The following is a 13,088-nucleotide window of genomic DNA, read 5'->3' as shown; positions in this document are numbered from 1 at the left end:
TGGCGGCGGCTCCTGCGGCGTCAGACGGCGAGCTGGTCATTGCGCTTCAGCCAGCGGAAGTAGAAGGAGGTGAAGACGGTGACGATCGACAGCAGCAGTACGCCGTACGCGGCGGACTGGGCGAAGTCACGCGGCTGCTGTCCGAAGCCCAGGTAGTAGGCCCAGGTGACGAGGATCTGGGCGTCGGGGGCGCTGGTCGGGCCGAACAGCAGGAAGATGATGGCGAACTGGTTGAAGGTCCAGATGATGCCGAGGAGTACGACGGTGGAGCTGACGGACCTCAGCCCCGGCAGGGTGACGTGCCGGAAGCGCTGCCAGGCGTTCGCGCCGTCCATCTCGGCGGCCTCGTAGAGCGAGGAGTCGATCGACTGCAGGCCGCCGAGCAGCGAGAGCATCATGAACGGCACACCGCACCAGGTGTTGACCATGATCGCGGCGAACCGCTGCCAGAAGGTGTCCTCCAGCCACTGCGGCTCGGGCAGATGCAGCGCGTGCAGGACCTGGTTCATCACTCCCGAGTCGGAGAGCATGATCCGCCAGGAGAAGACGGTGACGAAGGTCGGCACGGCCCAGGGCACGACCAGCAGCAGCCGGTAGAGGGTGCGTCCGCGCAGCTTCTCGTTGAGCATGAGCGCGAGACCCAGGCCGATGGTGTAGTGCAGGGCCACACAGGCCGCCGTCCAGACGACGGTCCAGATGAAGTGCGACCAGAACCGGTCGTACGACAGCGGGCCGAACAGGATGTCCTTGTAGTTGCCCAGGCCGATGAACTTGTACGTGGCCGCGATGTGGTTGACGCCGATCGTGCGCGCCGAGTTGAGGCTGTTGGCGTCCGTCAGCGTCAGGTAGACGCCGCGGATCAGCGGATAGGCCACGATGACGGCGAGCACGAGGACCACCGGGGCGATCATCGCGTAGGCGTACCAGTACTTCTGGTAGCCGTTTCTGATGCGCTGCCCCAGCCCGGGCCGAGGCGCGCGGTCACCGCGGCGCTTGCCGGTCGCGCGGTCGATGGCGACTGTCATGGTTCGACACCTTCAAGAGGATCAGAGGGTGGGCTGGGCACAGGCGGTGGCCGCCGGATCCTTCCCCCCCGATCTCGTACGGGAGGATCCGGCGGCCACGCGGGCTCACTTGCTGAAGTCGGGCACCAGCTTGGCGATGGCGACCTGCGCGTTGCTCAGGCCCTGGTCCAGCGACTCCTTGCCATCGGCGACCTTGGGCAGCTCGGTGTCGAGCGGGCCCCACAGGGAGCTGTACTCGGGCAGCGCCGGGCGCGGCTGGGCGGAGGAGAGGACGCCCTGGTAGCCGGCGATGCCGGGGTCGGCCTTGACCTGGGCGGTGTAGGCGTCGGAGCGGGTGGGCAGGGTGGAGTTCTTCAGGGCGATGGTCTCCTGGGAGGTCGCCGAGGTCATGAACTTCACGAACTTCAGGGCCGCGTCCTGGTGGGCCTTGTCGGAGCCGGCGTAGACGGAGAGGTTGTGGCCGCCGGTCGGGGCGCCCGCCTTCCCGCTGGAGCCGGCCGGAACGACGGCGATGCCGAGGTTGGACTTGTCCTTGAAGGCGCTGCCCTTGTAGATGTTCGTGATCTCCCAGGGTCCCTGGACGATCGCGGCGACCTTGCCGTTGACGAACGCGTCCTGGATGTGGGCGTAGGCGTCGGCGGTGGTGTCGGCCTTGTGGAGGCCCTGCCCGGAGAAGGTGCTCAGCCAGGTGCCGTAGGCCTTCTTCGCGGCGGGCGAGTCGACGGTGATCTTCTTGGCGGTGGCGTCGACGGTGTCGGTGCCCTCGCCGTAGAGGAAGGTCTGGGCGAAGTAGGCCTGGGTGGAGCCCCAGTAGCCGTACACCTTGTCCTTGGAGTCGATCTTGGCGGCATCCGACTTCAGCTCGTCCCAGGTCTTGGGGGCGTCGGTGATGCCGGCCTTCTTGAACAGGGCCTTGTTGTAGACGAGGGCGAGGGTGTCGGTGACCAGCGGGGCGCCGTAGGTCTTGCCCTGGTACTGGGCCTGCTTGATCAGGCTGGGCTGGAACTTGGCCTGGTCGGCGAGGGCCTCGGTACCGTCCAGCGGCAGGAAGTAGCCCTTCTTCGCGAAGGCCGGGGTCCAGCCGACCTCGGAGCGCAGGACGTCCGGCGCGCCCTTGGAGCCGGCCGCGGTGTCGAACTTGTTCTGCGCCTGGTCGAAGGGCACGTTGACGTAGTTGACCTTGATGTTCTTGTTGGCCGCCTCGAACTGCTTGACCAGGGCCTGGTACGTCGGCGCCTCATTCGTGGCGTTGGAGGTGTCCCACCAGGTGATGGTGACCGGGCCGTCGGCCTTGCCGCCGCTGTCGCTGCTCCCGCCGCCGCAGGCCGTCGCCGCGAGGGCGAGGGACGCCACCAGCGCGGAGGCCGCTATGCCACGCCGCATGAGTTCTCCTTGAGGGTGAAAGCCCGTGTGATGCCGACTGCGCCGTCGCGGCCGCCGGGCGACCAGGAACGTAACAGCGTTGTAAGCGCTGCGAAAGACCTTGCAGAAAAAAAGTGCAAGGGAACACGATGGTTACCCTGTCGTTACCGCTCAGCGGCCACAGGAGACTTGTGCAAGACTCTGCAAGCTCTTGCCGCCATCACTTTCGAGGGAGCCCGATGAGGCAGCAACCCAGGGCGGGCCGTCCGGCCGCTCGTGCACGGCGTCCCGTCGGTGTGCAAGGCGGCATACGACCGGTACAGTCCGGTGCCGTGACCACACGGCTTGCCGACATCGCTGCGCAGGCGGGGGTGAGCGAAGCGACCGTCAGCCGGGTCCTCAACGGGAAGCCGGGCGTCGCCGCCACCACCCGCCAGTCCGTGCTCGCCGCGCTGGACGTCCTCGGCTACGAGCGCCCGGTGCGGCTGCGGCAGCGCAGCGAGGGGCTGGTCGGGCTGATCACGCCGGAGCTGGAGAACCCGATATTCCCGGCACTGGCCCAGGTCATCGGCCAGGCGCTCACCCGCCAGGGCTATACGCCGGTGCTCGCCACGCAGACGCCGGGCGGGTCGACCGAGGACGAGCTGACCGAGATGCTCGTGGACCGCGGGGTCGCCGGGATCATCTATGTCTCCGGGCTGCACGCGGACACCACCGCCGACATGCAGCGCTACGAGCGGCTGCGGGCGCAGGGCGTGCCGTTCGTACTGGTGGACGGGTTCTCGCCGAAGGTGCAGGCGCCGTTCATCTCCCCCGACGACCGGGCCGCGATGACGCTCGCCGTGACCCACCTGGTGTCGCTGGGGCACACCCGGATCGGGCTCGCGCTCGGGCCGAAGCGGTTCGTGCCGGTGCAGCGCAAGATCGAGGGCTTCGTGCGGGCCGTGCACGACCAGCTGGGGCTCGCCGCCGAGACGATCGAGACCGAGCTGATCCAGCACTCGCTGTACACGCTGGAGGGCGGCCAGGCGGCGGCCACGGCACTGATCGAGCGGCGCTGTACGGCCGTGGTGTGTGCCAGCGACATGATGGCGCTCGGTGCGATAAGGGCGGCCCGGCAGCGGGGGCTGGAGGTGCCCCGGGATGTGTCGGTGGTCGGCTTCGACGACTCCCCGCTGATCGCCTTCACCGATCCGCCGCTGACCACGGTCCGCAAGCCGGTGCCGGCGATGGGGCAGGCCGCGGTGCGTACGTTGCTGGAGGAGATCGGCGGGACGCCCGCGCCGCACAGTGAGTTCGTGTTCATGCCGGAGTTGGTGGTGCGCGGTTCGACCGCTTCGGCGCCGAATGTCGTCCGTACGTCGTAGAACGTGCGGGGCGGACCCGACCTTGGGATGATCTGGCGAGGAAGGCTTTTCTGGCAGACTCTGTGCCTATGAGTGACTCGACCGTGACAGAGCAGGAAGGTCGCGAGGAAGTGGCCGTTCCGCGGCTCGTCACGGGTGAGCACGACCGAGGGGGTCTGCCGGGTGTGCTGGGCCGGCTGCGGTCTCCGCGGCGGCCCAGGTTGTGGTTCGAGATCCTTCTGATCGCGGTGAGTTACTGGACGTACTCGCTGATCCGCAACGCGGTCCCGGAACAGAAGGCCGAGGCACTGCGCAACGCGGACTGGATCTGGCGGGTCGAGCACCATCTGGGCATCGCCGTCGAGCAGTCGGTCAACCACACGCTCAACTCGGTGACTTGGTTGATCATCGGGATGAACTACTACTACGCCACACTGCACTTCATCATCACGATCGGTGTCCTGGTGTGGCTGTACCGATGGCATCCAGGCCGCTACGCGGCGGCCCGGCTGGTGCTGTTCGCGACGACGGGTGTGGCCCTGCTCGGTTACTACCTGTTCCCGCTCGCCCCACCCCGGCTGATGCGCGACGGGCACTTCGTGGACACGGTCCTGGTGCACCACACATGGGGCTCGATGGCCTCCGGCGACCTCAAGCACATGTCGAACCAGTACGCCGCGATGCCGTCGATGCACATCGGCTGGTCGATGTGGTGCGGGCTGACGATCTTCACGCTGGCGTCCGTGCCCTGGGTGCGGATGCTGGGCCTGCTGTACCCGGCGACCACCCTGCTGGTCATCGTTGCCACCGCCAACCACTTCTGGCTGGACGCGGTGGGCGGTGTGCTGTGCCTGGCGTTCGGTTTCACCGTGGCCCGGGTGTGGTACGGCGCGCTGCCGTACCGGCTGCCGCGAGTCGTACCGACCCGGGTACTCGAACCCGAACCGGCCGCGGCCCCAGCGTCCTAGCGACCAGCGACCAGCGACTACGCGTGATCCCTCACGTTCCGTCACCGTAGAACAGTTCCTCCACCACCGTGCGCGCCCTGCGCGTGGTGCGGCGGTACGCGTCCAGCATGTCTCCCGCGTGACCTGCGCCGTAGCCCAGGTAGCGGCCCACGGCGGACAGCTCGCGGGGCTCGGTGGGAAAGGTGTCCCCGGCCCGGCCGCGTACCAGCATCACCGCGTTGCGCACCCGGGTGGCCAGTACCCAGGCCTCGTCCAGGATCTCCGCTTCCTCGGCCGACAGCAGCCCGGCCTCGCGGGCGGCGGACAGCGCCTCGCGGGTGCGGGTGGTGCGCAGGCCGGGGTGGTCCCAGCCGTGCCGGAGCTGGAAGAGCTGGACGGTCCACTCGACGTCGGACAGGCCGCCCGGGCCCAGCTTGGTGTGCAGCTTCGGGTCGGCGCCGCGCGGGAGGCGCTCGGACTCCATACGGGCCTTCAGCCGGCGGATCTCGCGGACGGCGTCCTCCGCCAGGCCGTGCCGCGGATAGCGCAGCGGGTCGATCAGTGCTGTGAAGCGGCGGCCCAGGTCCTCGTCCCCGGCCACCGGTTCCGCGCGCAGCAGCGCCTGGGACTCCCAGACCAGGGACCAGCGGCGGTAGTACGCCTCGTACGCCTTCAGGGTGCGCACCAGTGGGCCCGACTTGCCCTCCGGGCGCAGGTCGGCGTCGATGAGCAGCGGCGGGTCGGCGCTGGGCAGCTGGAGCAGGCGGCGCATCTCGGCGACGACCTTGTTCGCGGCGGCGGCGGCCTCGTGCTCGTCCACGCCGTCCTGCGGTTCGTGCACGAAGACGACGTCCGCGTCGGAGCCGTAGCCCAGCTCGTGGCCGCCGAACCGGCCCATCCCTATCATCGCGAAGCGGGTGGGGAGCGTCTCGCCCCAGCCCTCCCGGACCACCGCGCGCAGCGTGCCCGCCAGGGTGGCGGCGGTGAGGTCGGAGACCGCCGCGCCGACCCGGTCCACCAGGGCGCCCTGGTCGGCCTCGGCGGGGCTGGTCTCGGTGCCGTAGGAGCCGACGATGTCGGCGGCCGCGGTGCGGAACAGTTCGCGGCGGCGTACGCCACGGGCCGCGGTGACGGCCTGCTCGGCGTTCTCCGCGCGGCCCACTGCGGCCAGGATCTCCTGCTCCAGGGGGGCGCGCTCGCGGGGCGCCAGGCCGGCTCCGCGCATGCCGGTGCCGTCACCGTCGCCCAGCAGGGCCACCGCCTCGGGGGCGCGCATGAGGAGGTCGGGGGCGAGGCGGCCCGCCGAGAGGACGCGGGCGAGGTTCTCGGCCGCGGCGCCCTCGTCGCGCAGCAGGCGCAGGTACCAGGGGGTCTTGCCCAGCGCGTCCGAGACCTTGCGGAAGTTCAGCAGGCCCGCGTCCGGGTCCGCCGAGTCGGCGAACCAGCCGAGGAGGACGGGGAGGAGGGTGCGCTGGATGGCTGCCTTACGGGTCACGCCCGAGGCCAGGGCCTCCAGGTGGCGCAGGGCCGCTGCCGGGTCGGCGTAGCCCAGGGCGACCAGGCGTGCGCGGGCCGCTTCGAGGCTCAGGCGGGCCTCGCCGGGGGCGAGCTGGGCGACGGCGTCCAGGAGCGGGCGGTAGAAGAGTTTCTCGTGGAGTCTGCGTACGACGCCCGTGTGCCGCTTCCATTCCCGGATCAGCTCCGCCGCCGGGTCCGTGCGCAGGCCCAGGGAGCGGCCCAGGCGCCGCTGGTCCTCCTCGGCCACGGGGACCAGGTGGGTGCGGCGCAGGCGGTAGAGCTGGATGCGGTGCTCCATGCTGCGCAGGAAGCGGTACGCCTCGTCGAGGCGGGCGGCGTCCTCGCGGCCGACGTAGCCTCCGGCGGCCAGCGCCTGGAGGGCGTCCAGGGTGGTGCCGCTGCGGAGGCTCTGGTCGGTGCGGCCGTGGACCAACTGGAGGAGCTGGACGGCGAATTCGACGTCCCGGAGGCCGCCCGGGCCCAGTTTGAGTTCTCTTTCGATCTCGGACGCGGGGATGTTTTCCACGACCCTGCGGCGCATTTTCTGGACATCCGGTACGAAGTTGTCGCGTTCCGCCGCCGTCCAGACCATGGGTTCCAGTGCGTCGATGTACGCCTGGCCCAGGTCCGCGTCGCCGGCCACCGGGCGGGCCTTGAGCAGGGCTTGGAACTCCCAGGTTTTCGCCCAGCGTTGGTAGTAGGCGAGGTGGGAGGAGAGGGTGCGGACGAGGGGGCCGTTGCGGCCCTCGGGGCGGAGGTTGGCGTCCACCGGCCAGATGGAGCCCTCGACGGTCGTCTCCGAGCAGATCCTCATGAGGTGCGAGGCGAGGCGGGTGGCCGAGGTGAGTGCCTTGGCTTCGGTGGTGGCTTCGGTTGCCTCCGCTACGAAGATCACGTCCACATCGGAGACGTAGTTCAGCTCGTGGCCGCCGCACTTGCCCATCGCGATCACCGCGAGGCGGCAGGCGGCGGCGTCCTCGGGGGCGTGTGCCTGCGCTATGGCGAGGGCCGTGCGGAGGGTGGCGGTGGCGAGGTCCGCCAGTTCGGCGGCCGTCTCGGCGACGTCCGTGGTGCCGCAGACGTCTCGGGCGGCGATGGAGAGGAGGCAGCGGCGGTAGGCCACGCGCAGGGAGACGGGGTCGGTGGCGCCGGCCAGGCCGCGCTCGAACTCCATGAGGCCCGGGTGCAGGTCCTGCGGCTCGTACATAACCAGGGCCTGCCAGTCTGCCGGGTGGCGGGCCAGGTGGTCGGTGAGGGCGGCGGAGGCGCCGAGGACACCCAGGAGGCGGTCGCGGAGGGGCTTGGCCGCGATGAGGGTGTCCAGCAGTTCGCGGTGGGCCGTGGGGCCGTCCTGGGCCTCCAGGAGGCGGACGAGGCCGTGCAGGGCCAGGTCGGGGTCGGCGGTGGCGCCGAGGGCTTCCAGGAGGACCGGGTCGTCGCGGACGGGGGCGAGTTCCGGGCCGTCCAGGAGGCGCTCTGCGGCGGAGGGGTCGGTGAAGCCGTGTCGGAGCAGGCGGGTGAAGGTGCTGCTTCTGCGGCCCGGCGTCATGGCTGGCCTCCCCTTGGATCTCGGTCGCCCTGGCGAGAGCCTAACCGGACCAGTCGTCTGCGGGTGCGCCGCGGGACGCCTGCGGCGGCCTCGGCGGGTACGTCGCGGGATGCCCGCGGCGCCCTCCGCGAGTGCGTCCTCGGATGCCCCCCGCGAGTGCGTCGCCAGATGCCCGCAGCGCCCTGCGCAGATGCATCGCCAGATGCCCTCAGCACCCTGCGTAGGTGCATCACCGGATGCCCGCAGCACCCTCCGCGAGTGCGTCCTCGGATGCCCCCCGCGAGTGCGTCGCCAGATGCCCTCAGCACCCTGCGCAGATGCATCGCCGGATGCCCACGGCACCCTCCGCGGGTGCGTCGTGGTTTGGGTCGCGCCTACGGCGGGGGGAGTCGGTGCCGCGGTGGGTGGTGTCCGTCCTCGGGCCGGCGGGCTGTTTTGTTGTGGGGTGTCCGGTCTTTTCGCCGGCCGCCGCGGGCGGACACCACCCGCCGCGTCCTCTTCCGGCCGTACGCGGCTGGGACCGTCGGCGGCAGTAGTTCATCCGATCTTCACCATCCCGGTTGGGTGCCGTGAGGCGAGGGCATATTGGCGTGTGCATGCTCTGTCCGCACCGCCAGCCCCGTCCCCTACCCGGAGGTTGATGTGTCCGGCAGTTCCGTGTACCGCCGTGCCCGTACCGTCGTGGCGTCCTCAACGGCCCTCGCCGCGGCCGCGATCGGGCTGTGGACCGGGATCGGCGCAGAGTCCGCGCACGCCGCGGGCGCCGTGCCGACTCCGGATCACGTGGTCGTCGTGGTCTTCGAGAACCACGCGTACAGCCAGGTCATCGGCTCCTCCAGCGCCCCGTACATCAACTCGCTGAAGTCGGGAGGTGCCAACCTGACGCAGTCGTACGCCGAGACCCACCCGAGCCAGCCCAACTACTACGCGATGTTCTCCGGTTCGACGCAGGGGATCACGGATGACAGCTGTGTCGACCCGGGCTTCTCGTCGGCCCCGAACCTGGCGTCCGAGGTGATCGACGCCGGCCGCACCTGGGCCAGCTACAACGAGGATCTGCCCGGCCAGGGCGACACCTCGTGCAGCAGCGGCGACTACGCCCAGAAGCACAACCCGTGGTTCGGGTTCAGCAACGTGCCGACGTCGAGCGCCATGACGTTCGACCAGTTCCCGACGGACTACTCGACGCTGCCCCAGATGTCGTACGTGGTCCCCAACCTGTGCAGCGACATGCACGACTGCTCGGTGTCCACCGGTGACACCTGGCTGAAGAACAACCTGGGCGGCTACGCGAGTTGGGCCAAGACCCACAACAGCCTGCTCGTCGTCACCTTCGACGAGGACAACCGGCTGAGCGGGAACCGGATCCCGACCGTGCTGTACGGGCAGCCGGTCACGGCCGGGTCGTCCAGCTCGACCACGTACAACCACTACGACCTGCTGCGCACCCTGGAGGACACCCAGGGGCTGACCTCGCACGCGGGCAACGCGGACTCCGCCCAGGACATCACCGGCATCTGGGCGTCCTGACGTGTACGTAGCGGACAGCCGCGCGAGCACGCCGGCGTCCGCGGACGGTGCCGCCCGGCCAGTGGCCGGGCGGCGCCGTGCCGCGATCGCCCCGACCGTGTTCGCGCTCGGAACGGTCAGTCTGGTGACGGACGTGTCGAGTGAGATGGTCACCGCCGTGCTGCCGTTGTACCTGGTCACCGGGCTCGGTCTGTCGCCGTTGGGGTTCGGGCTGCTCGACGGCGTCTACAACGGCTTCTCGGCGGTCGTACGGCTTGTGGGCGGGCATCTCGCCGATCGGGGTGGTGGGCGGCACAAGTGGGTCGCCGGGTTCGGATACGGCATCTCCGCCGTGTGCAAGCCGTTGCTGCTGGTCGCTCATTCGCTGACTCCGATCGGGCTGGTCCTCGCCGCCGACCGCACGGGAAAAGGGCTGCGGACCGCTCCGCGGGATGCCCTCATCTCGTTGTCGAGTACGGCCGAGTCCCGGGGGCGTGCCTTCGGGGTGCACCGGGCCATGGACACGGCCGGGGCGCTGCTCGGGCCGCTGGTCGCCTTTCTGATCCTGCGGGCGACGGTGGACGGGTACGACGCCGTGTTCACCGTCAGCTTCTGTGTCGCGGTGGCCGGTGTCCTGGTGCTGGTGCTCTTCGTGCCGGGCGGGCGGGGTGGTGCGGTCGCGGTCGAGCGGCCCACCCTGCGGGGTGCGGTGGGCCTGTTGCGGCGGCGGGGGCTGCGGCGGATCGCTGTGTGCGCGCTGTTGCTGGGGCTTGCCACGGTGAGTGACTCGTTCGTCTATCTGCTGCTTCAGCGCCGGCTGGGTGTGCCGGACCGGTGGTTCGCCTTGCTGCCGCTCGGTACGGCCGCCTCCTTCCTGCTGCTCGCGGTACCGCTCGGGCGGCTCGCCGACCGGGTGGGCCGGTGGTCCGTGTTCGTGGCCGGGCACGGTGCCCTGCTCGTCGCGTACGCGCTGCTGCTCGCGGCGTGGCACGGATCCGCTCTGCCGTACGTCGTCCTCGCCCTGCACGGCGCCTTCTACGCGGCCACCGACGGGGTGCTGATGGCGGCGGCCTCGGACGGGGTGCCGGAGGTGCTGCGCTCGTCCGGGCTGGCCCTCGTACAGACCGGGCAGGCGCTCGCCCGGTTCGCCTGCTCGCTGCTGTTCGGCGCGGCCTGGACGGTGTGGGGCGACCGGGCGGCGCTTGCGGGGGCGGCCGCGGCGCTGGCCGCGAGTGCTGTGTTCGCTCTGTTCCCCCTCACCCAGCGCCCGAAGGGGGCGGCGCCCGCATGACCGTACGCAACCGCATCCTGATCCTGATCTCGGCCGTCGCCGTGCTGGCGGCGGTCGGGATCGCTGCTGTGCTGCATGCCTCGGCCCGGGCCGACCGGCGCGACCACACCCAGGCGGGCGGTCCGCGGGTCACGCCAGGGACCGTGACGCTGACCGGGCGGGGGTCGATGCTCTTCCGGAACATGGCGTGGGGGCCGCACCGGGACGAGGTCGTCAGCGTTCCGGCCGGCGATCCGTCGGGGCCGCGTACCGCCTCCGGCGTCAAGTGCCTGCGGTTCTACGCCGCTTCGGGGACGGGTGTGTGTCTGCAAGCGGTGCACGGGCCGGTTTCGGACACGTATCGGGCGCTGATTCTGGATGACCGGTTGCGGACCGTCCACACGTACGACGTGCCGGGCATCCCCTCCCGCGCCCGGGTCTCCCCCACCGGGCACTTCGCCGCCTGGACGGCGTTCGTGGGCGGTGACAGTTACGCCGGTACGAATTTCTCGACGCGTGCGGAGATCGTGGACATCCGGAGCGGTGAGCTGATCCCGTCGCTGGAGGACTTCCGGATCGTCAAGGACGGGCATCCGTACCGGGCGGCGGACGTCAACTTCTGGGGCGTGACGTTCGCCCGCGACGACCGTACCTTCTACGCGACGCTCGCTACCCAGGGCAGCACCTATCTGGTGCGGGGCGATCTGCGGGCCCGTACGGTCACGACCCTGCACGCCGACGTCGAGTGCCCGTCGCTCTCACCCGACGGCAGCCGGATCGCCTACAAGAAGCGGGTCAAGGGCCTGCCGAAGGACGCCCCCTGGCATCTGTACGTCCTCGACCTGCGCACCCTGCGGGAGACCCCGCTGGCCGAGCGGAGGAGCGTGGACGACCAGGCGGTGTGGCGGGACGACCGTACGGTGGTGTACGCGCTGCCGGGGGACTACGGCGCCGATCTGTACCAGGTTCCGGCGGACGGGTCGGGAGCGCCCCGGCGGATCAGTACGGCCGCCGTGTCACCGGCGTACGTCGGATAGCCACACCGGTATCGGCCGCGTGACCTGCGCCGATCCGAAGTCGTTGACCAGGCTATGAAGAAGATCACCGCTCTCGCCGCGCTCACCGCGGCCGGTCTCGGGCTCGCCGCTCCGGCCCACGCCCAGGACGGCGACCACGGCCGTATCAACATCGCCGGCCGGACCCTGTCCGGGAACAAGATCTGCCAGCAGGCCCTGGGGCTGGTTCCCTTCGTCGTGCCGGGGACCAGCCAGCCGGTGTACGACGCCTGCAACAACCGCGACCACGACGGTCGCGTACAGCCCCAGCCCCAACCCCAGCGCGGTCACGTACAGCAGTTCCAGGAGACCGACTCCGAAGCCGACTCGGAGTGACGGCCCGCGGGGCCGAGGGAGGCCTGCCCGGTCCGAGGCAGGCCTGCCGGTCTTGGGCCTGCCGGTCTGAGGAAGGCGGGATTCCTTCCGTGCGGTGAGGGTGAGCGGGGAGCTGCCGTGCCCGGATGATGGGCACCGTCACCCACGCCATGCCGGGCATCCACCCGAGCATCGGCTTCGGCGGCGACGCCGTCCCGCACACCCTCGAATGCGCCACCGCCGCCGCGTCCGAGGCCGCCGGGTCGGCCCTGCCGGACGCCGCGACCGCGTCGGCCTGGACGGCCACCGAACTCGCCGCCGATGACAGCAACGGGCGCGCGTCGTACACGCCCGCAGCGAGCGGACGACGGCGTCCGCCGCCCAGCCGGCCCCCGCGAAGGACCGGGACGGCCGGGAGCGGGAGCGATCAGCCGGCGGACGGTCGGTCGTCAGGCGCGGCAGCGCAGCATCTCCAGCGGGGGGTTGGCGAGGAAGTCCGCCCAGAAGTCCGCACCGAACTCCCGCACGCCGGCGTCGGACACCTCCAGCGGGATCCAGGTCAACTCGCCGAATCCGGCCGCCCGCAGGCACTCGTCGTAGGCCTCACGGCGCGGGAGGGTGCTGACGAACCCGATCGGCGGGTCGAGCAGCGCCGTGGTCCGCACGCGCGGTCCGGTCTCGGCCTCCTCGCCGGTCAGCTCGGTGCGGAAGCCGTACTTGTCCGGGGGCGGCCCGTCGAAGCGGAAGTCGGGTGACTGGGCGAGCACGAAGAACTCGGCGCCGGGCTCCAGGCTCCGGTGCACGTTCCGGCACATCCGCTCCATGGCGGCGACGCCCTCCGCGTAGTTGAGCATATGGGCCCCCAGGGCGATGTCGAAGCGCCGCTCCAGGGGGCGCAGTTCGGACACATCGCCCACCTCGTAGCGCACGCCCAGCGGGTTGTGCTTCTCCAACTCCTCTGCCACGGCGATCATTTCACCGGAGATGTCGATGCCGAGCACCTCCGTGGCGCCGCGCCGCTTGAACTCCCTGCTGTAGAAGCCGGTGCCGCAGGCCAGGTCGAGGACCGACTTGCCGCTCACGCCCCCGACCATGGCCAGGAAACCGGGCACCACCACGTACTGCTCCAGCGGCAGGGACTTGAAGCCCTCGTACGCCTCACCGATCTCGTCATACTGCTGCGCGCTCACCG

The 13,088-nt window shown here is 70.5% G+C and carries 10 protein-coding genes; 6 read left to right on the top strand and 4 right to left on the bottom strand.

All coding sequences use genetic code 11. The features are described 5' to 3' along the window. Positions 1–20: 20 nt before the first annotated feature. Entirely contained in the window at positions 21–1,025 is a 1,005-nt protein-coding gene (locus M878_RS80080) for a carbohydrate ABC transporter permease (RefSeq protein WP_023551276.1), read from the bottom strand. Positions 1,026–1,130: 105 nt separating this feature from the next. Next, the gene (locus M878_RS80075; RefSeq protein WP_023551275.1) at positions 1,131–2,408 is read right to left on the bottom strand and encodes an extracellular solute-binding protein; all 1,278 of its coding nucleotides are present in this window, start codon (positions 2,406–2,408) and stop codon (positions 1,131–1,133) included. A 311-nt stretch (positions 2,409–2,719) separates the two neighbouring features. Here M878_RS80075 and M878_RS80070 point away from each other — a divergent pair, with 311 nt between their 5' ends. Further along, the gene (locus tag M878_RS80070; RefSeq protein WP_031226310.1) at positions 2,720–3,754 is read left to right on the top strand and encodes a LacI family DNA-binding transcriptional regulator; all 1,035 of its coding nucleotides are present in this window, start codon (positions 2,720–2,722) and stop codon (positions 3,752–3,754) included. A 68-nt stretch (positions 3,755–3,822) separates the two neighbouring features. Further along, positions 3,823–4,701 carry a phosphatase PAP2 family protein gene (locus M878_RS80065; protein WP_023551273.1) on the top strand — a complete coding sequence of 293 codons (879 nt, stop codon included), beginning with the start codon at positions 3,823–3,825 and terminating at the stop codon, positions 4,699–4,701. Between the two features lie 31 nt (positions 4,702–4,732). Here the strand turns inward: M878_RS80065 and M878_RS80060 are convergent, their stop codons facing one another. Next, the gene (locus M878_RS80060) at positions 4,733–7,747 is read right to left on the bottom strand and encodes a bifunctional [glutamine synthetase] adenylyltransferase/[glutamine synthetase]-adenylyl-L-tyrosine phosphorylase (RefSeq protein ID WP_023551272.1); all 3,015 of its coding nucleotides are present in this window, start codon (positions 7,745–7,747) and stop codon (positions 4,733–4,735) included. A gap of 642 nt (positions 7,748–8,389) precedes the next feature. Here M878_RS80060 and M878_RS80055 point away from each other — a divergent pair. Genes M878_RS80055 through M878_RS49355 form a run of 4 tightly spaced genes read left to right on the top strand, consistent with a single transcriptional unit; the run spans position 8,390 to position 11,917 of the window. After that, complete coding sequence (locus M878_RS80055; RefSeq protein WP_023551271.1) at positions 8,390–9,277, top strand: alkaline phosphatase family protein; 888 nt, start codon at positions 8,390–8,392, stop codon at positions 9,275–9,277. A 1-nt stretch (position 9,278) separates the two neighbouring features. Next, complete coding sequence (locus M878_RS80050) at positions 9,279–10,547, top strand: MFS transporter (protein WP_023551270.1); 1,269 nt, start codon at positions 9,279–9,281, stop codon at positions 10,545–10,547. Beyond that, positions 10,544–11,563, top strand: a complete 1,020-nt coding sequence (locus tag M878_RS80045) for a TolB family protein (RefSeq protein ID WP_023551269.1) — start codon at positions 10,544–10,546, stop codon at positions 11,561–11,563. Before M878_RS80050 ends, M878_RS80045 begins: the two co-directional genes overlap by 4 nt. A 54-nt stretch (positions 11,564–11,617) precedes the next feature. After that, complete coding sequence (locus tag M878_RS49355; protein ID WP_023551268.1) at positions 11,618–11,917, top strand: hypothetical protein; 300 nt, start codon at positions 11,618–11,620, stop codon at positions 11,915–11,917. Positions 11,918–12,345: 428 nt separating this feature from the next. Here the strand turns inward: M878_RS49355 and M878_RS80040 are convergent, their stop codons facing one another. Next, on the bottom strand, positions 12,346–13,086 hold the full coding sequence (locus M878_RS80040; protein WP_023551267.1) for a class I SAM-dependent methyltransferase: 741 nt from the start codon (positions 13,084–13,086) through the stop codon (positions 12,346–12,348). Between the last annotated feature and the right edge of the window lie 2 nt (positions 13,087–13,088).

Origin of the sequence: Streptomyces roseochromogenus subsp. oscitans DS 12.976 (assembly GCF_000497445.1) — a bacterium.
Lineage (GTDB): Bacteria > Actinomycetota > Actinomycetes > Streptomycetales > Streptomycetaceae > Streptomyces > Streptomyces oscitans.
The sequence above is the reverse complement of the archived record's forward strand: the minus strand, read 5'-3'. Positions and strand labels throughout refer to the sequence as shown.

Coding starts and splice junctions, on each gene's coding strand:
- M878_RS80080 (WP_023551276.1), bottom strand. CDS start 1,025: ATGACAGTCGCCATCGACCGCGCGACCGGCAAGCGCCGCGGTGACCGC.
- M878_RS80075 (WP_023551275.1), bottom strand. CDS start 2,408: ATGCGGCGTGGCATAGCGGCCTCCGCGCTGGTGGCGTCCCTCGCCCTC.
- M878_RS80065 (WP_023551273.1), top strand. CDS start 3,823: ATGAGTGACTCGACCGTGACAGAGCAGGAAGGTCGCGAGGAAGTGGCC.
- M878_RS80060 (WP_023551272.1), bottom strand. CDS start 7,747: ATGACGCCGGGCCGCAGAAGCAGCACCTTCACCCGCCTGCTCCGACAC.
- M878_RS80045 (WP_023551269.1), top strand. CDS start 10,544: ATGACCGTACGCAACCGCATCCTGATCCTGATCTCGGCCGTCGCCGTG.
- M878_RS49355 (WP_023551268.1), top strand. CDS start 11,618: ATGAAGAAGATCACCGCTCTCGCCGCGCTCACCGCGGCCGGTCTCGGG.